The following is a 19,491-nucleotide window of genomic DNA, read 5'->3' on the forward strand; positions in this document are numbered from 1 at the left end:
GGCGACAAAACGAGTGCAACAAGCCAGATATGATTTTTGGCAGAAAATGCAAGCGACTCTAGCGAAAAACTTGATTTTTATCGATGAATCGGGCGTGAACTTAGCCATGACAAGACTGAGGGCACGTTCTGAGAAAGGGAAACGAGCTTATAGTCCGAAATCCAGTAAACGAGGCAAGAATGTTTCTTTGATTGGAGCATTAGGCTTCAAGGGAATGGTCGCTAATTATCATCTGCTGGGGAGTACGGATGGATTAACCTTTGAAGCATTCATCAGCCAGAAGTTAATACCAAACTTATGGGCGGGAGCATGTGTGGTGATGGATAACTGTTCGATTCATTTAGGAGAGTCAGTACGCACAATGATTGAGGCCGTGGGAGCTAAGTTGATTTACCTTCCTCCCTATTCTCCAGATTTTTCACCCATTGAAAATTGCTGGTCAAAGTTGAAAAGTACCTTGAAAAGTATCGGGGCAAGAACTTATCTAGCTCTAGACAAGGCAATTGAGGTAGCTTTTTCCAAGATTACCCTTGATGATATTCGATGCTGGTTTACACATTGCTGCTATTGCACCTCACTCGACTAGAAATTGCTATATGAAGTTTCTTTTGATGATCTTTCTATAGACAGGAAAGTGATGCCATCTCAGATCACTAAGCTTGAGGGAGCCAAGTGAATATGTTTAGCCTTTGTGAGCAAAAAATATATCTTATCGACTCTAATTCTAATAGCTTAGATTTACATGATTCATAACTACTGGCTAAGTAAGTAAGGTTTGTTTTATGGCTCTCAATTTATCTTTTCTCTCATGATTTAGAGAGCGACTTGTTCATCACTGAAAAAACATCTTCTGATAAATACAATGATCATAAACTGATATTTGTATATCAAGCATGAGACATCGAAGTTTATCTTTTATCGTTAGCAATAAGTTTCAACTCTCAGCAAGATATTTAGGACCCATTATGAACTATTTCCCAAGCGTAATACCCGGTGTAATTACTTCTATTTCTCTATCATTAATATCTCTACCTGTATTGGCGCAATCAATACCTGATGGGACTACACTAACTGATGTTCTGCCGAATCAGATGGTGCAAGGAGATTTGGCGGAATCTATTACCGGTGGCTTTTCGCTTAATGGCAGTACAATCCACAGTTTTCGTGACTTTAATATTGATTTAGGTCAACGAGTTTATTTCCAGAATCTTGTAGGTATTGACAATATTATTGCCCGTATAACTGGAAATAACGGTAGTAATATTTTTGGAACTCTCGGGGTTGATGGTGGTGCGAATCTATTTCTCATTAATCCCAATGGAATTACTTTCGGAGTAGAGGCTAGTCTAGATCTCCGGGGTTCTCTTTTTGCAACTACTGCAACAGATATCGAACTAAATGATGGCAGTCTGTTAAATATTTCAAGTGCTGCACCAGATGCACTACTCAGTATTGATCCAAATGCGATCTTCCCCAATGCACTCCGTAATTATCAAGGGAGTATCCAAAGTTTTGCTGATTTAACTATCAATGAAAGTCAAAGTCTCAGTTTGGTTGCTGATGTTGTAGAGATGAAAATGTCAGGATTGGGTAGCCAAGTTGGCATCCAAGACGAAACATCATTTTTCTTCGATAAGCCTGTTGTTAAGCGGCATTGAAAATGCTGTGTAATGCTTCGATTCTTTGGAGAAACCTATCTCTTCGTTCAGACGAAGACACTACTTCTCCCATTTGACGACGAGGTCTCAGAACATTATTCACCTCATCAAAAGCCTGACAGAATCTCTGGGCTGATTCCAAGGCTCCAAATCCAAGAGTCGGATAATATCGGTCTTTCTGGCCACGATGACTTTGCTCCACTGGATTACCCTGACAGCCAATCACTTGATGCTCCACCTCTTTTCCTAATTCTTCATCAATGGCTCTGGGGTATGACTTAAGACCATCAGTAAAGACTTGCTCGGGACTTTCCCCTGATATCTCTCTGGCCATTTCAAAAAAGGCTTTAGTCCCTGCCATGTCCCGTTTATCAGAGAGCCTCACATCCACAAGATTGCCATCTTGATCAATGCCACGGTATAGATAGCACCATCGCCCAGAAACTTGGACATAAGTTTCATCAACAAACCAGACTTGCCCTATTTTTCCTCGTCGTTTTTCTCGAATGTGTTCGGTGAAATAAGGCAGGAAACGCTCCTCCCAGTCCCGAACAGTTTCATGGCTGAATTGAAATCCACGAAGCAAATAGAATTCAGCGACATCGCGATAGCTGAGTTTATATCTGATTCGACAGAATAGAACTTCAAAGACGATGTCTGTAGGCACTTCAATGAAATTGAAAGGTGTTGCAGTGCGCTCGTTATAGGTGCGATGGCAAGTTTTACACTGAAAGCGATCGTAACCAAGGTTAGTCTTTCGTTGTAGGACTGAAAATCTTGTCGAGTCACAATGAGGGCAGTCCATAGAACGGTTTGAGAGCGATGGTTTAAGTTGACTCAAACAATATCAGACGGTCACATTCAAACCTATTTTGACAACTCAACTCTGACAGAATCATCGCCTCTCTTTTTTTTGGGGGGTGGGAGGGTGATTGCCATCGCAATTCACCAACAAAATAGAATTATCGACTTAAAATACAGAGAGACTACTGGGTTTGAAAAGCTTGTAGAGTAAGAATTACTAGACAATCATGAAAGTTAGAGGATGATGAATTATATTTGTTTGACTGCAAGAATTTTTAATAAAGTTAATGGGGCGACTGCTGGCGCTGCTATTCTCTTTTCGGAGAGGTACCTTCTTACTTGTTCGCATGTAGTACTGTTGAGTTTAGGCCTAAAGTTAAACACTCAAGAAAAGCCAGAGGACTTAATTGAACTGGAATTCCCTTGTCTTGATGCCATAGATAAAAACGATAGGTTTTTGCGTCGATACAAAGCCAAAGTCATTATTTGGTATCCTACAGTGTCTAAGATTAGAGATTTAAAAGATATTGTAGTTTTAGAGCTAGTTAATGATAACCCAAAGGTCGTAGATCGCTATATCAAATTAAAAGCTGTTAATATTTCTAGCTTGATTGGACGTAGTGTTTCTGCTTTTGGTTTTCCTGCAGGTAATAATGACGGTGAACTGGCTAAAGGAAAGATTCGAGGTGTTACTAGTAATGGTTTAATCCAGATTGATGGAGAAACTATTACTGGTTCTAGAATTCAGCCTGGTTTTAGTGGTACCGCAATTATAGACGATAAAAGTCAGTTGCTTCTTGGTATTGCAAAGAGAGAAAATGCAAGAAATCCGGATTCCAAAGTCGCTTTGATGATACCAACATCATTGCTATTGAGAGCTTGGAAGCCTTTAGAAGAGTACTGTGAAGATGATCGAATAAAAGAATTATTTGATATACTTAGGCTGGAAAAATCTAAAGAAATTTCAATTAATGATTTGTTGGATGGGCTTTATAATCGAATACTTCGTGAAAAAAGTGATTTAAAGCAGTTAAAAGACAATGATATTTTGTTGAAAGATCTTGAAAAGCGACTATTTTCACTATCTCAATATTCAAGGGATGAGTATACAGAATTAGAACGATTTGCTATAGACCTAAGAGAAATAGTTTGTAAACTAGAACCAGAATCAAGACTAGCTAAAAAGTTAGATGTCTGGCAGAAAAAATATATTGATATTAAGAGAAATTTATGGATGACTCAAAATCAACGAAATTCTCAAAATAAAGTTGATATAGCAGATGGATTTATTGAAGTTTTAAACGAAAATAAACTGTTAGAAAGCAGTAAGACTTCTGAACAAAAAAAAGAGTTGAAGACAAAAATTTTATTGGAAATGGCTTACATTCCGGCAGGAAATTTTGTTATAGGAGCACCAATAAGTGATGAGAATAGCCAAGATAATGAAAGACCTCAGCATGCGGTAAGTGTATCAGCATTCTATATAGGGCGTTTTCCTGTGACTCAAGAGCAGTGGCAAGAAGTTGCTTCCTGGAATCAAGTTGAAAGAAAGTTAGATTTGCTCCCATCTTACTTTAAGGGTAGGAGTAGTAAACCAGTTGAAAAAATATCATGGTATGATGCGAAAGAGTTCTGTGCTCGGCTGAGTAAGAAAACAGGTAAAGAATATAGATTACCAATAGAAGCAGAATGGGAATATGCTTGCAGATCAGTTGATGATTTTCATACATCACTTTCTAGTGAATTCTTATCAAAACAAGAAGAAATATCTTTTATTCAGGAGTGGAATGAAAAGTTTTATCAGCCTTATGGATATTCCAATAAAGATCTAAAAGCTATTCATTGTTGCTCTACAAGTACCGTTGAAGTTGGGGGATTTCCGATAAATAATTTTGGCTTATATGATATGCATGGAAATCTATGGGAATGGTGTCTGGACAATTGGAGTGAAAGCTATAGAGAATACTCTCTTAATAGCCAGTTATTAAGGAATACAAGTCGTCAAAAAGTTTGTCGTGGGGGTTCTTGGTATAGTACTTTCGAAGCGTGTAGATCTGCATCACGCCGCTACTGTAATCGTGATGCTAAATTTGGTGATATTGGTTTTCGGGTTGTCTGCGTTCTCCAAAAAGAATCCTGAGACTTTAACTATTCTTTGAAGAACTAAAAAGTAGATTGTGCACCTATGGCATCATTATTTTCAGACCTTAGTGATTTTTTATTGGAAACAAGCTTTTCTGATGAAAGAATAAGTTCAGGAAATCTGTGACTTCATCTATTTTTTAAAAAAAACAGCCAATACCTCTCTTTCTCCTGTTTAAGTTTGATAATTGGCTTTAAAGATTCTCGCCATAAAAAATCGATATTTTCTAACTTTCTGATAGCATAACCACAAAGTATTATAAATAAATCAGCTCGACATTCCTTTGTTAAAATCACACCTTCTTTTTCCAAGCTCATTGAGGTTTTTTCAAAGTAGGAATTGACTTGAGATAGAAAAACGTTTAAATAACTCGACTCATAACGCTGTAATTCTTTCTCTCGATGATATAAGTCTGCTCTTAGAGATTTTAATAAATCATCTCTCAAGCTTTGGATAACCTTATGAATATAGGTCTCATTTCTAAACACCATATCACTTGCTATCGATCTACTAAAATAGCTGTAGTATGCTCGACGGCTGTAAAAGCTTTGTAGTTGGCAGTCACGAAAATTTTTATTACCTTTGCGTACAATGATAGTCTTATAAAGTAGACTATACTGATGGCGAAGAATATATTCTATATCCGTTTCAATCGTAAAAGACCAAGAAATATTTTCAGATATTTTTTCAATCCAATTATCCCAACTTATGTCAAACTTTTGTCGTAATTCTCGATGTGATAAGTTGCACAAAAATTCTTTTTCTCTTGTAGTGAATTTGATGATTTCATCAATCAAATTCTGATGAAATAAACTAGAATCTTTATCAAGTATTAGGTCATGATGATAATTTTCCTGGTACTTTTTCGTTTTCCATCTTGATTCTCTTTTTAATCTTTCTCTCAGGTCATCAAGTTTTTGAGAAGATATCAATTTCTGTTGTTTGAAAGACCTGCCATATCGTGCTTTTAAATCTTCAAAAAAGAGATCGAGTTTACTGTTCTCTTTAAGCCAAAGATTATTCAAAAAATCGAAAATTCTCTTTTCAGATTTATCAAGAATCATAGAATTAGATGCTGTATATGAACTCTTACTAATTTCCAAGTAAGTTATACGAAGAAGGTCACAAGTTTCGTGTTCAAACTTTTGAATAGCTTTGTTCAAAAAATCATCAATTTCTATTTGACATTTAACCTCTATGACATTTCTAAAACTATAAATGAATTGATCATTCTTTATGTAATTCCATAGAATTCGAATCGTTCTCAAAAAAGTATTTATGTTATATATATGCGTTATGTCAAGATTTCCAAAAAGTTTATTTTTTAAGTTATGGATATCTTGAATATAGCTTTTTGATATAGGAGACAAACTAGATGTACCATTATATAATCCCCCTAGGTAATGAACATCTTGGTTGATATTAAAATTGATGACTTCATTGAAAGATTGGAGAGATCTATTTTCATTTTCACATGCAATTTTTGTATATTCATCCAGCTTATTTGTCAAGATAAGATTTTGCTTATTTAACTTTTCACTAGAACATACTTCAATATTGCGATGGATGATTTTTATTTGAGGTTTTAAAACTATTTCAGGCATTCGCATAAATGCCTCTAAAGATATAGGCAAAGTATCTTGTAAGTAAATAGAGTTTTCTCCGGATATTTTTATTAAACAAAGATTACTTAAACCAATCACAAAGGTTGATAATTCATTATCATGCTCTAACCCTGAGTGGGAAGAGTGCTCTGAGGATTTTATTCCTTCTGTATCAAGTACAAAAATATAGTCTATGTGAAACTTGTTCCGTAAATTTTCATCTAGCTTGACTGTTTGCAAGGATATGCCTTTTGTACAACGTCCAACACTAACATTGAAGCTCAACCCAAACATTGCATTGAGTAGTGTAGATTTTCCAGAGCTTTGAATGCCAGTTGCAGACAAGACAAATATACGAGGATTCTGGAGACCTTGCGTTTTCAATAATTGAATAAATTGTTGTAGTACTGCTTCTACCCATTCCCAAGGAAGACAACTTACTTCTCCATCGATAATTTCTAATTGATACCCACTCATCAGTAATTCTGCTACTAATTGTGGAAGACTCTTATATAATTCCCTTAATAGAGGTGTTAAATCTTGAGAGTTACTCGTCCCAATTGCTAAATAAATTTGTCCAATTTCTCTTAATAAGTTCTCTAAGCCAAGAGACTGAGCTATGATTTGTTTATCAATTTCCGCTAACTCTCGATGTATTTTTTGATGCTGATCACTATTTTTTAAATCTAAAGACTTATCATGAGTTGTCAACTGATTAATTTTATTAGTATATGCTGAGTTCAAATCAGAAAGAATACTTCTTGAAAGATTGTCTAACTCTAACTGTAGTTGCTTGATAAAATATTTACGTATATTTTTACTATTTTGAGATAACCCTGTTATAAAGTCTCTTACTACTTGGGATAGTTGACTTGATTGAATAATATCTAATTGTTGTTGACGACTATTTTTTTTTATTGAATTGTGTCTTCTATAGTATTTCCCACTATCTTCTTCTTGAGTATTGTATTCTTGTCGAACCATTTCTTTGTCTGCATCTGCCCAATCTTTCCAAAGTTTGTTTTGTAATGGGAGTAGTTTTGCTTTTCGTTCATCAGGGGGATATTGACGTACAATTTCTAGAATTTTGTTTGCTTGTTGAATACCTTGCTGACAGTCATCATCGTACTCATCAATATCCATACCCTCTTGAGACATTATTTCGGCAAGGCTTTCCAAGCTTATTTCAGGTTTATCAATAATAGGATTCAATCTTGTTAGTTGCTGTCGAATCTTTTCTCGAATTTCTGGTATGGATTTTCCAGAAAGCTTAATAAAAGAGATTTGTTTAAGTTTATTTTCAGTTTTGAAATTCTCTATCCAGTCTTTGATCGACTGATTATCGATAGGTTCAATACTCTTGTTAGTGAGCAATAAGATGACAGCTTTACCCGCGGACAAGAATTTTTTGATAATAGAAACGGAAGATTGGAGCTCTTTAGCAGAAACAAAAAGAAAGATATATGAAGAGATATGCTTGATTAATTCTAGTTGTTGCGGATACTGTCTAGCATCTCCTCGTAGATTGGCAAAAGCAGTAATATTATCAAGTTGGAAATTATTTTGAGTCCCAGTGTTTGTTAAAAAATCACCTTCTGGTAAGTGCCATGCCAGTTCAATAGAACCTTCAGCAAGTTGACGATAGTGATTAGAACCTTCCGAGTCTCTGTGAAAGAAAACATCATGAGGGTTACTCCCAAATATAACTGTATTAAGCAGAGCAGATTTTGAGATTTCAGATCGATCTAATCGAATAAAGCTGATCGTTTGCATTGGATAATCAGCAATAGCCCGTTCTTCAGAGCGGAGTTCTTGGCCTTGAGTTCTTTTCCACCTCATGACAAGAGCACGCATAGCCCATAAGAAAAACTTTGGAGGATGCTCTTGGCTTTCTTGAACTACTAAAGGAATGGCTAGCTTGCATTCCCAAAGTTTCACAACAAGGTCTTGATGGATAATAGGGTGACAGCAAAGTAAGGTCGCTATAATGACATCTAATGGATGAACCTGTTGTGTAGTCGGCTCAATATTAGATTCATCTTCGTTCCAGATATCATCATCATCATCAGATTCCTCTCTTTGATACTCGACTTTAAGCCATCTTGCTTGATAATTTAAAGCTAATAAGTTAGCAAGGAAATAAAATGGCAAGTCTTGAGTTGCCTGAGAAGTTGTGTTAGACAAAGAATATTGACTTAGCGTATATACTTCTTCACGACCCAACTTATTTGGGTAATACTCACTTAGACCCAATAGTTCAAACATTTTAGGTTTATATTAAAGATTTTATTAAAGTTGGCCATCAATGATTTGACGTAAATTTTCTGTTGCTTGCTCCTTTGTGATCATCTTCCAGGCTTCAGGTATATCTGCTTCTTTTGCAGAATATTGTTTTGCGAATTCACTATTATATTTATACATAACCCATTTCCAGTAATCTTCTACTTCCAATGAAAAATCACCTTTGATATCCCAAGTAGGATAAATATCTCGATAACTCTTATAATTTTTCCACTCTCCGTTGGTGTCATAGTTTTTAAATCTATAATTTCCAGCTATGAGTTCTGAACAGCTTTCAATATTGAGTCTGTTTGTTTGGTCATCGCTAAATCCCGTGAGTCCTTGTGGTCGATGAATATTCTTAAAAGAAACATGTAAGATATCCGATTTATGCTTAGCACCTAACATACAAATTTCTCCACAAAATGGGCAAGATTCAACGCACTGTAAGTTGTCATCGAAAATTTTTTGAACTACCTGATTTCTTATCTTTTGGTATTTCTCACTAGTCGCTTTTGATAACTGACTTAACAGAACTGAAGTAAGTAGATTGTTCTTCACTTCTTGTAAGTTTTCATGGATTTCATTATCTGGAAATATAAAATCTTCTTTGGGGAATTGTTCAGCCAGTCGTTCAATTCGTTCAATATTTTCGCTAATTAAATTGGAGCCATCAAGTTCTAAGAATTTATCTAACCAATTTAATATGGAATACGATTTGTCTGAACTATCAAAAATTGATGCATTTGTCTTCTGTATGATAGATATTGCTTGCTGAACTGATGTATCGATCTCTGTTTCAACAATCCTCCGAATCTTTCCATCTCGATTGTAATGATCAATGTGTTGAGCAAACCATTTTTTAAAGGCAGTTTTAGGATATCGGATATATTCTAAATAGTCTTCAAAATTATCTTTTTCAGATAAATCAATCATTATTCCAGCGATCAAGGACTGCTTGGTTCTGAAGAATTTATTATATTTAAGTTCTTGGCGTATATTTAATATCCAATTGGGCAACTCATTTTCTATATTTTGGGATATTCCTTCTTCAATAATCTCTTTAAGAATAGCTATTGTCGCCTGTTGTAAATTAGCACTTTGAAACATTGTCAAAAAGAGCTGCCAATAGCTTTCTCTTTCTTTATCCATTGTAAGTACTGGATCTTGCTCTTCACGCCAAAGTTTATGAATTTTTTCTAACCTTCTGATGGCCTCTCCAGATATGATCATAAAAAGGTCAGATTTACATTCCCGAGTTAGAATAAAACCAAGTATCTTCAATACTCCTCGCGCATCTTCAGATGTTTTAAGAAACTGCTCATCCACTCTAACTAAAAACTTACTGAACATTGAAAGATTTTGATTATATGGAGTTAATTTTCTTTCTGCCCTATCTAACTTTTCATATAACTCTTTTAATAAATTATTTTTTAATCTATTAATCTGTTCTTCAATCTCTAAAATATCTTTTCTATTAAGAGTATTTATGAATCCTTGTATGCCAAGTTCTCTGTAATATTCATTTGAAATCTTAAATTCTTCTATATGACAATCTTGTAATACTTTTCTTCCCTTACGCTGAGTGATTGAGCTAAATGTTTTTCTATACCGAACAGAAAGAATACTTTCAATATCTAACACTACGTTTTCTGACTTAAACGTTGGACTTTTAATCTCTTTTAGTAAGTCTTCCCATAAAGAATCAAACTCATGACGTAGTTCTGTTTCTTGGAGATTGATTAATATTTCTGCTCCCTTATTCTGTTTTTTCTGTTTAACATATGCAGTTATACGCTTTGTAAATACCTCTTTATAGCCAACAGATTTTTTCATTCGCTTTAGTGCAGCGAGTCGGCTGTCATGATAAGATTCAATCTGTTGTATAGAAGTTCTTTTTTTATTATCCAGCCATTCTTCAAAGCTGTTGATAGTACTTGCTTCCCATTTTTTCATTGCATTTTCATAATGGCCATCTTGTGCTTTGAAAAAATCCTCAATTTTCTCATTGTTAGATTTTAAAATCTGTTGAGCTAGTGATGATAATTCTCTTTTATACTTACTCGTTACATTGTCCACATCTAACTCTGAACGACAACTACGAATTTCTCTATAAGAAAGGCTTACTAACTTTGCAATATCCTCATCACTAGCTTGTATAATCTCGCTCCAAAACCTATCAAGTATTCCACGAGCTTGAATTTGAATTGTATTCTTAAATTCATAAACAAAGTCATCTTTTTTTACTGCATCCCAAAGATTCTCAATGTGTTCTGTAAACTTATTGATGGACGATATACTAACTTGGGTGATTTCATCAATTATTTCGTTTGTTATTTCTTTTACATTTTTACTATAATCAGGATCTATAGGATTTCTTCCAGAAGTTCCTTTATATAAAGTTCCTAGATATTCCACATCTTTTCTTAAATCAAAATTGATAATATTTCGAAAAGGTTGAATCGGTTGTCTCTCTTCTCTACAAGCTAGTGCTGTATATTTATCAAGAGTATTATTCAAATGTACATTTTGTTTGTTTAGTTTCTCTGAGGAAGAGGTGTCAACATTACGATGAATAATTTTAGTTTTAGGTTTTAAGGATACTTGCCTCATTCTCAAGAATGCTTGTACAGATATAGGTAAAATATCCTTTAGATATTCAGAATTTTCTCCAGATACTTTAATAAGTGTTAGATCACTTAACCCAATGACGAAGGTTGATAGTTCATTATCATGTAGTGTGTCCGGATCTAAAGATTGTTCTGAGGATTTGATTCCTTCTGTATCAATTACAAAAATATAATCTACTTTTAGCTTTTCTTGTAAGCTTTCACTCAGTTTGACAGGTTGTAGAAAAATTCCTTTTGTACAGCGCCCTGCACTAACTGCAAATTGCAGTCCAAACATAACATTTAGTAATGTCGATTTTCCAGAACTTTGAATTCCCATTGCTGATAAAGCAAAGATGGAAGGATTATCTTTGTTTAGTTTTCGTTTAACTAATTGAGTAAATGCTTGGAGAACTGCCTGAACCCATGCCAAAGGAACAGAACTTACTTCTCCATCCATAATCTCTAATGGATAACCATACAACAGTAATTTTGCAACTATATTTGGAAGCTCTTGATACCATTCCTCTTGTTCTTTAGTACGATGAAATTTGTGCTTAGGATTTTCCCCATAGGCTTCAATACTTTTAAGAGCTAAATAGATTTGTCCAATTTCTCGAAGTAAATGTTCCAATCCAAATGATTGCGACGTAATTTCTGCATCAATCAATTGTAATTCTTGATTTATAGCATTTCTGGTGTGTAATTCTTGTTCTTGAGAATCAGCTTGAGATACATTGAATTCATTTGAGATTGGAATGGCTGGATATTCTCCTAATAACCTCATCTTTTCACCATAGGCTGAATATAATTCAGGGAGTTCCACTCTTGATAAAGCATCCAACTGGAGTTTTAATTGTCTAATAAAATACTCATTTGTTTGTGCTCTATTCTGAAGTAATTTTTTACAGAAAAATACAATAATAAATGGTAGATTGTCTTGCTGAACTAGTTGGATTTGTTCTTTACGGCTACAAGCTCGACGGTTATATTGCTTTTTTGCATACTCTCCCGATGATTCTGTTGATGTTTTGCGTTGTTGTCGAACCATTTCTTTGTCTGCATCTGCCCAATCTTTCCAAAGTTTGTTTTGTAATGGGAGTAGTTTTGCTTTTCGTTCATCAGGGGGATATTGACGTACAATTTCTAGAATTTTGTTTGCTTGTTGAATACCTTGCTGACAGTCATCATCGTACTCATCAATATCCATACCCTCTTGAGACATTATTTCGGCAAGGCTTTCCAAGCTTATTTCAGGTTTATCAATAATAGGATTCAATCTTGTTAGTTGCTGTCGAATCTTTTCTCGAATTTCTGGTATGGATTTTCCAGAAAGCTTAATAAAAGAGATTTGTTTAAGTTTATTTTCAGTTTTGAAATTCTCTATCCAGTCTTTGATCGACTGATTATCGATAGGTTCAATACTCTTGTTAGTGAGCAATAAGATGACAGCTTTACCCGCGGACAAGAATTTTTTGATAATAGAAACGGAAGATTGGAGCTCTTTAGCAGAAACAAAAAGAAAGATATATGAAGAGATATGCTTGATTAATTCTAGTTGTTGCGGATACTGTCTAGCATCTCCTCGTAGATTGGCAAAAGCAGTAATATTATCAAGTTGGAAATTATTTTGAGTCCCAGTGTTTGTTAAAAAATCACCTTCTGGTAAGTGCCATGCCAGTTCAATAGAACCTTCAGCAAGTTGACGATAGTGATTAGAACCTTCCGAGTCTCTGTGAAAGAAAACATCATGAGGGTTACTCCCAAATATAACTGTATTAAGCAGAGCAGATTTTGAGATTTCAGATCGATCTAATCGAATAAAGCTGATCGTTTGCATTGGATAATCAGCAATAGCCCGTTCTTCAGAGCGGAGTTCTTGGCCTTGAGTTCTTTTCCACCTCATGACAAGAGCACGCATAGCCCATAAGAAAAACTTTGGAGGATGCTCTTGGCTTTCTTGAACTACTAAAGGAATGGCTAGCTTGCATTCCCAAAGTTTCACAACAAGGTCTTGATGGATAATAGGGTGACAGCAAAGTAAGGTCGCTATAATGACATCTAATGGATGAACCTGTTGTGTAGTCGGCTCAATATTAGATTCATCTTCGTTCCAGATATCATCATCATCATCAGATTCCTCTCTTTGATACTCGACTTTAAGCCATCTTGCTTGATAATTTAAAGCTAATAAGTTAGCAAGGAAATAAAATGGCAAGTCTTGAGTTGCCTGAGAAGTTGTGTTAGACAAAGAATATTGACTTAGCGTATATACTTCTTCACGACCCAACTTATTTGGGTAATACTCACTCAAGCCTAGGGCATTTAAAATATTATTGTCTAGCATGGGACTTGCCATTTGTTTGTAAAATAGATTTTATAATTTAAGAGGGAAGAAAAATCTCCCGACAAAGCAGTAGTTGTATTTAATAAATAGAGTATAAAAATATTCCTTTTGAAAAGTTCTTTCGAGTTATGTCTGAAAGAACTTTTTAAAAATGAGAAACACTAATAACTAGGGGTTAGATAGACCATTTATTAAGTTGTTTGACTAGAAAAAATATTTAGTCATGTACTTTAGTGAGGTTTTCTAGGATGTGTAGGTCGCTTTAAACATCCATTAAAATCCTACTATCTCATAGTAAATATCTTCAAGAGATATTTACTATACTTTTACTTGAGATGTGAACTTTTTTGTATTTGTCGAAAAAGATACAATATCTCTCCAGGATTCACCTAGGAAACCTTCTAAGATAAACGAATCAATATTGTATTTTTTATCACAAAATTGTTATTAGATATTTCAAGGACACATTTATCACTGCGAGCATTTCTTCTATTATTTATGTATCTGATATTAGAATTTCTTTCCATCACATACACTGGTGTTTGTTAGCGTAATTCATCTGATTCTATTAAGAAAGTGTCAGGATTGAGTAGCCAAGTCAGTATTCGAGATGAAACATCATTTTCCTTCGATAAGCTTTTAGTTAAGTAGCATTGAAAATGTTGTGTAATGCTTCCACTCCATGAAAGAATCTATCTCTTTGTTCAGATAGAGACACGAATTCTCTCATTTGACGACGAGGTCTCAGAACATTATTCACCTCATCAAAAGCCTGACAGAATCTCTGGGCTGATTCCAAGGCTCCAAATCCAAGAGTTGGATAATATCGGTCTTTCTGGCCACGATGACTTTGTTCCACTGGATTACCCTGACAGCCAATCACTTGATGCTCCACCTCTTTTCCTAATTCTTCATCAATGGCTCTGGGGTATGACTTAAGACCATCAGTAAAGACTTGCTCGGGACTTTCCCCTGATATCTCTCTGGCCATTTCAAAAAAGGCTTTAGTCCCTGCCATGTCCCGTTTATCAGAGAGCCTCACATCCACAAGATTGCCATCTTGATCAATGCCACGGTATAGATAGCACCATCGCCCAGAAACTTTGACATAAGTTTCATCAACAAACCAGACTTGCCCTATTTTTCCTCGTCGTTTTTCTCGAATGTGTTCGGTGAAATAAGGCAGGAAATGCTCCTCCCAGTCCCGAACAGTTTCATGGCTGAATTGAAATCCGCGAAGCAAATAGAATTCAGCGACATCTCGATAGCTGAGTTTATATCTGACTCGAACGAATAACACTTCGAAGATAATGTCTGTTGGAACTTCAACAAAATTGAAAGGGGTTGCAGTGCGCTCGTTATAGGTGCGACGGCAGATTTTACAACGAAAGCGATGGTAACCAAGGTTAGTTCTTTGTTGAAGGAGAGAAAATTCTGTTGAATGACAATGAGGACAGTCCATAGAGAATGGTTTGAGGGCAAATGGTTTAGGCGGACTCAAACAATATCAGACAGTCACATTCAGAGCTATTTTGGACAATCAGTCCTGACAGAATCGGCCAAATGAGGTGAATTGAGAATCCTGTTTGACCATCAAAACATATGCACCATATTACAAACGAGGTATTTACGATTTGGAAACACTCAGAATATTCATCTCATTTGTGCCCATCAAGTCTGTGATATCGATAGAGCAAGTCTCTAATCATCGATGGACAAAATTCTGTGATGATAGCGTTTTATCCATTGCACTACTGACCGAGACTACATAAGTTGCAACTAGTTATAAGAGATAACCGCATTGAATGTCGCGTTTACCGCCCTCACCCTCAGCAAACTAGAGTGATAACATAATGACAATCTGGATCGTAAGTGGTTTTTCACATCACGGATTTGGCTTATTGCCAAATTTTTAGTCTGAAGCGACCCTGTTTTAGACTTAGTCCGTCTTAATCATCTTTTTTATCTCTGTCGGTTTACCCAAAAATCCTATGTTCAAGAAGTTATTTGGCGATCCTAACGCCCGTAAACTCAAAAAGTTTCAACCCATCGTTGCGGAAATTAATCTTCTGGCAGAGGACTTTGAGAAACTCACAGATGAAGACCTCGCTCGCAAAACAATAGAATTTCGCAACAAACTGGATAAATCTGACAGTGACGAAGAAACCGAAGAAATTTTAGATGATATTCTGCCTGAAGCCTTTGCTTTGGTAAGAGAAGCTGGTGGTCGAGTACTTGGAATGCGCCACTTTGATGTGCAATTACTGGGCGGCATCGTTCTCCATAAAGGTCAAATCGCAGAGATGAGAACGGGTGAAGGTAAAACACTCGTCGCGACGCTTCCTTCCTATCTCAATGGTTTAACGGGTAAAGGTGTTCATGTCGTCACAGTAAATGACTACCTTGCTCGTCGTGACGCGGAATGGATGGGACAAGTGCATCGTTTCTTAGGATTGAGCGTTGGCTTAATCCAAAATGCAATGGGTCCCGCCGAAAAGATTGAAAATTATAATTGCGACATTACTTATACAACTAACTCTGAACTGGGTTTTGATTATCTCCGCGATAACATGGCCACAGCGATGTCAGAGGTTGTACAACGTCCCTTCAACTACTGCGTAATTGACGAAGTTGACTCGATTCTCATTGATGAAGCAAGAACACCTCTCATTATCTCTGGTCAGGTTGAGCGACCAACTGAAAAGTACATGCAAGCCGCTGAGATCGCTCGTCAGTTGATCCCTCAGGAAGAGGAAGACGGCATTGGTGATTATGAAGTTGATGAAAAGGCTCGCAACGTCTTGATGACTGATGAAGGTTTTGCGAAGGCAGAACAACTACTTGGTGTTAATGATCTATATGATTCAGATAATCCTTGGGCACATTACATCTTCAATGCAGTTAAGGCTAAGGAACTCTTTAAGCGCGACGTAAATTATATGGTTCGTGGCGAAGAAGTCATGATCGTAGACGAATTTACGGGTCGTGTAATGCCTGGTCGTCGTTGGAGTGATGGTTTACACCAAGCGATTGAAGCACAGGAAAATGTGCCGATTCAGAAGGAAACGCAAACACTCGCGAATATTACTTACCAGAATTTCTTCCTGCTCTATCCAAAGCTTTCGGGCATGACGGGTACAGCAAAAACTGAAGAGACTGAATTTGAAAAAGTTTATAACCTTGAAGTAACAATTATTCCGACGAACCGTACAATTGCACGTCAGGATTGGTCGGATGTTGTTTATAAGAATGAACAAGCGAAATGGAAGGCTGTAGCAGAAGAGGCAGCCGAAGAGCATAAAAAAGGTCGCCCTGTTCTCGTTGGTACAACCAGTGTCGAGAAATCTGAAGTTGTCTCTAACTATCTCCAAGAGCTTGAGGTTCCGCATAATCTACTCAACGCTCGTCCTGAAAATGTAGAGAAAGAATCAGAAATTGTCGCACAAGCCGGCCGTAAAGGGGCCGTAACGATCGCCACCAACATGGCTGGTCGTGGTACAGACATCATTCTGGGTGGTAATGCTGAATACATGGCGCGTCTGAAGATGCGCGAGTATTTTATGCCTATGATTGTGCGTCCTGAGGATGATCAGATAGTTGCCGGTGGCCGCGGCAATGGTAGCGGTGGCGGTCAAGGATTTGATGCGAATGCACCCAAGAAAAAGAAAAAGACTTGGAAGACAACTCTTGATATCTATCCGACTGAGCTATCTGGAGAAACAGAGAAGATGCTCAAGGATGCAGTGAAATTCGCAGTGAGTAAGTATGGCGAGCAGAATCTCACGGAACTGGAAGCTGAGGAAAAGTTGGCGATCGCCTCAGAGAATGCCCCGACTGATGATCCTGTAATTCAAAAATTACGAGAAGTTTACAAAGCGATTGAGTCTACCTATGTTTCTTTAACTGGCGCTGAACATGATGAAGTGATTCAGAATGGTGGTTTACACGTGATGGGTACAGAACGTCACGAATCCCGCCGGATTGATAATCAGCTCCGTGGTCGTGCCGGCCGTCAAGGTGACCCTGGTTCGACTCGTTTCTTCCTCAGTCTCGAAGATAATCTCCTCCGTATTTTTGGTGGCGATCGCGTCGCTGGTCTGATGAATGCTTTCCGCGTCGAAGAGGATATGCCTATTGAATCAAAGATGTTGACTGGTTCCCTCGAAGGCGCACAAAAGAAAGTGGAAACTTTCTACTACGATGCCCGGAAACAGGTCTTTGAATATGATGAAGTGATGAACAATCAGCGTCGTGCAATCTATGCAGAACGTCGTCGCGTCCTAGAAGGTCAAGATCTTAAGGAGCAAGTGATTCAGTACGCCGAGAAGACCATGAGTGAAATTGTGGATGCTTATGTGAATCAGGATTTACCGCCTGAGGAATGGAAGCTCGACAAGCTTCTCGATAAGTCGAAAGAGTTTGTTTATCTCCTCGAAGATCTACAGCCCAGCGATATTGAAGATATGACTGTGCCTGAAATGAAGACGTTCCTTCATGAGGAAATTCGGAAAGCCTATGACATTAAAGAGCATCAGGTAGACCAAAATCAGCCTGGTCTAATGCGTCAGGCAGAGCGTTTCTTTATCCTCCAGCAAATCGATACGCTCTGGCGTGAACACCTCCAGGCGATTGATGCATTGCGTGAATCTGTTGGCTTACGAGGTTATGGTCAAAAAGATCCACTCATCGAATACAAGCAAGAAGGCTACGAAATGTTCCTTGAGATGATGATCGATATTCGTCGGAATGTAGTTTATTCTCTCTTCCAATTCCAGCCTCAAAAGCAGCCTCAACAAGCGCAGACTGCTTAGAGATAAAGCAGCGAAAGCGACTTCAAATACAAGATGATCTCCCTAAATCCCCCTTTTTCAAGGCAGGGTTGTTTCATTCTTAGAAAAAATAGAGAGAATAAGAGGAGATAGGCGTTCAACGATGAAAAATGAGCGAAAGCTTACTCGATGCACTGAGTCGTATTGAAAACCCGAGACAGGCTTCCGGACGAAGACACTCATTATCTTTGATATTACTGATAATCATCATGGCAGGTATGAGTGGTGAATGGGGATATCGAGGTATTGGGCGATTTATTGAGCGACATCGCCGGGAGCTGATTATAGCAGGCAAGGAGTGGGTTAAGACAGAATAGGATAGAAGCAATAAACATAGATGCCATGCCTGCTCCCCATAGTCTTGATTTACGCCTAAAAGCTGTTGCCGCCTTCGATAAAGGTGAACGAAAAAGTGATATCTGTCGCTTCTTTGGTATTAGCCGAAATACGCTAGACCTGTGGCTGAAACGACGAGAGAAAATCGGTTCAGTCGCTCCGAAGACAGATTACCGTCGAGGCCCTCAACCGAAGATTAATGATCTAGATGCTTTTCGTGCTTTTGCAGAGGAATATGGGCATCTAACCCAGAAGGAAATGGCGGAGAAATGGCCAGAGTCTATTAGTGATGCATCCAGACGTGAAGCTCTACGGAAAATTGAATTTACTCGAAAAAAAAGACCTATCGATATCAAGAGAGAGATAAAGAATTAGAAAAAGCATTTGTGGCACAACTGAAGCAGTATGGCCAAGAACGACTCGTATATATCGATGAAAGTGGATTTGATAATACCTTAGATTATGGGTATGGCTACTGCCATAAGTCAGAGAGGTTTATCGCAGAGAAGTTAGGTCATCGTACAGAACGAGTTAGCGTGATTGGAGGATGGCGAGAGGGAGAGCAGATAGCACCGATGGTATTTGAGGGCTATGCCAACAGCGCCTTAGTTTGCCAATGGGTAGAGGATTGCTTAGTGCCAGAGTTGATTCCGGGTCAAATTATTATTCTGGATAATGCCAGTGTTCATCCAAAGGAAAGAATACAAACATTGGTGGCGAAGGCAGGATGTGAAGTGATATTTTTGCCACCCTACTCACCACACCTGAACAAGATAGAGAAGTTTTGGGGGAGGTTAAAGAAGGAGGTAAGTAAGCTCATCAAGAAGACTGAGGATTTGTTCGATGCCATCAGAATAGCCTTCTGTTCTATGTCCTAACCT

The 19,491-nt window shown here is 37.3% G+C and carries 9 protein-coding genes and 1 pseudogene; 6 read left to right on the forward strand and 4 right to left on the reverse strand.

All coding sequences use genetic code 11. The features are described 5' to 3' along the window. Window positions 1–13 precede the first annotated feature (13 nt). On the forward strand, window positions 14–586 hold the full coding sequence (locus LEPTO7376_RS27950; RefSeq protein ID WP_041763060.1) for an IS630 family transposase: 573 nt from the start codon (window positions 14–16) through the stop codon (window positions 584–586). Between the two features lie 379 nt (window positions 587–965). After that, entirely contained in the window at window positions 966–1,658 is a 693-nt protein-coding gene (locus LEPTO7376_RS23940) for a filamentous hemagglutinin N-terminal domain-containing protein (RefSeq protein ID WP_015135707.1), read from the forward strand. On the opposite strand, the gene LEPTO7376_RS19030 is transcribed toward LEPTO7376_RS23940, so the two are convergent. After that, entirely contained in the window at window positions 1,645–2,463 is an 819-nt protein-coding gene (locus LEPTO7376_RS19030; protein ID WP_015135586.1) for an IS6 family transposase, read from the reverse strand. The genes LEPTO7376_RS23940 and LEPTO7376_RS19030 overlap by 14 nt on opposite strands. Before the next feature lie 240 nt (window positions 2,464–2,703). On the opposite strand from LEPTO7376_RS19030, the gene LEPTO7376_RS25995 reads away from it, so the two are divergent. Then, window positions 2,704–4,602 (forward strand): SUMF1/EgtB/PvdO family nonheme iron enzyme, encoded by a 1,899-nt coding sequence (locus LEPTO7376_RS25995; protein ID WP_051188825.1) that lies wholly within the window; start codon window positions 2,704–2,706, stop codon window positions 4,600–4,602. Between the two features lie 131 nt (window positions 4,603–4,733). Here the strand turns inward: LEPTO7376_RS25995 and LEPTO7376_RS19040 are convergent, their stop codons facing one another. The 3 genes from LEPTO7376_RS19040 to LEPTO7376_RS19050 all read right to left on the reverse strand — a co-directional run bounded on the left by LEPTO7376_RS19040 (window position 4,734) and on the right by LEPTO7376_RS19050 (window position 14,907). Then, a complete protein-coding gene (locus LEPTO7376_RS19040) occupies window positions 4,734–8,474 on the reverse strand; it encodes a hypothetical protein (protein WP_015135709.1) in 3,741 nt (1,246 codons plus the stop codon). Between the two features lie 24 nt (window positions 8,475–8,498). Then, on the reverse strand, window positions 8,499–13,457 hold the full coding sequence (locus LEPTO7376_RS19045; protein ID WP_216700260.1) for a hypothetical protein: 4,959 nt from the start codon (window positions 13,455–13,457) through the stop codon (window positions 8,499–8,501). Between the two features lie 631 nt (window positions 13,458–14,088). After that, the gene (locus LEPTO7376_RS19050; RefSeq protein WP_015135711.1) at window positions 14,089–14,907 is read right to left on the reverse strand and encodes an IS6 family transposase; all 819 of its coding nucleotides are present in this window, start codon (window positions 14,905–14,907) and stop codon (window positions 14,089–14,091) included. A 529-nt stretch (window positions 14,908–15,436) separates the two neighbouring features. Between LEPTO7376_RS19050 and secA the strand changes: the two genes are divergently transcribed. The 3 genes and pseudogenes from secA to LEPTO7376_RS29255 all read left to right on the forward strand — a co-directional run bounded on the left by secA (window position 15,437) and on the right by LEPTO7376_RS29255 (window position 19,488). Next, entirely contained in the window at window positions 15,437–18,256 is a 2,820-nt protein-coding gene (gene secA / locus LEPTO7376_RS19055; RefSeq protein ID WP_015135712.1) for a preprotein translocase subunit SecA, read from the forward strand. Between the two features lie 128 nt (window positions 18,257–18,384). Beyond that, entirely contained in the window at window positions 18,385–18,591 is a 207-nt protein-coding gene (locus LEPTO7376_RS19060; protein ID WP_041764160.1) for a transposase family protein, read from the forward strand. 25 nt (window positions 18,592–18,616) lie between these two features. After that, window positions 18,617–19,488 (forward strand): annotated as a pseudogene (locus LEPTO7376_RS29255) (IS630 family transposase). Window positions 19,489–19,491: the final 3 nt, after the last annotated feature.

Origin of the sequence: [Leptolyngbya] sp. PCC 7376, assembly GCF_000316605.1 — a bacterium.
GTDB lineage: Bacteria > Cyanobacteriota > Cyanobacteriia > Cyanobacteriales > MRBY01 > MRBY01.

What these genes read in the sequence shown, in the direction of transcription:
- LEPTO7376_RS23940 (WP_015135707.1), top strand. Translation starts at nt 966, where the DNA reads ATGAACTATTTCCCAAGCGTAATACCCGGTGTAATTACTTCTATTTCT.
- LEPTO7376_RS19030 (WP_015135586.1), bottom strand. Translation starts at nt 2,463, where the DNA reads ATGGACTGCCCTCATTGTGACTCGACAAGATTTTCAGTCCTACAACGA.
- LEPTO7376_RS25995 (WP_051188825.1), top strand. Translation starts at nt 2,704, where the DNA reads ATGATGAATTATATTTGTTTGACTGCAAGAATTTTTAATAAAGTTAAT.
- LEPTO7376_RS19040 (WP_015135709.1), bottom strand. Translation starts at nt 8,474, where the DNA reads ATGTTTGAACTATTGGGTCTAAGTGAGTATTACCCAAATAAGTTGGGT.
- LEPTO7376_RS19045 (WP_216700260.1), bottom strand. Translation starts at nt 13,457, where the DNA reads ATGGCAAGTCCCATGCTAGACAATAATATTTTAAATGCCCTAGGCTTG.
- LEPTO7376_RS19050 (WP_015135711.1), bottom strand. Translation starts at nt 14,907, where the DNA reads ATGGACTGTCCTCATTGTCATTCAACAGAATTTTCTCTCCTTCAACAA.
- secA (WP_015135712.1), top strand. Translation starts at nt 15,437, where the DNA reads ATGTTCAAGAAGTTATTTGGCGATCCTAACGCCCGTAAACTCAAAAAG.
- LEPTO7376_RS19060 (WP_041764160.1), top strand. Translation starts at nt 18,385, where the DNA reads ATGAGCGAAAGCTTACTCGATGCACTGAGTCGTATTGAAAACCCGAGA.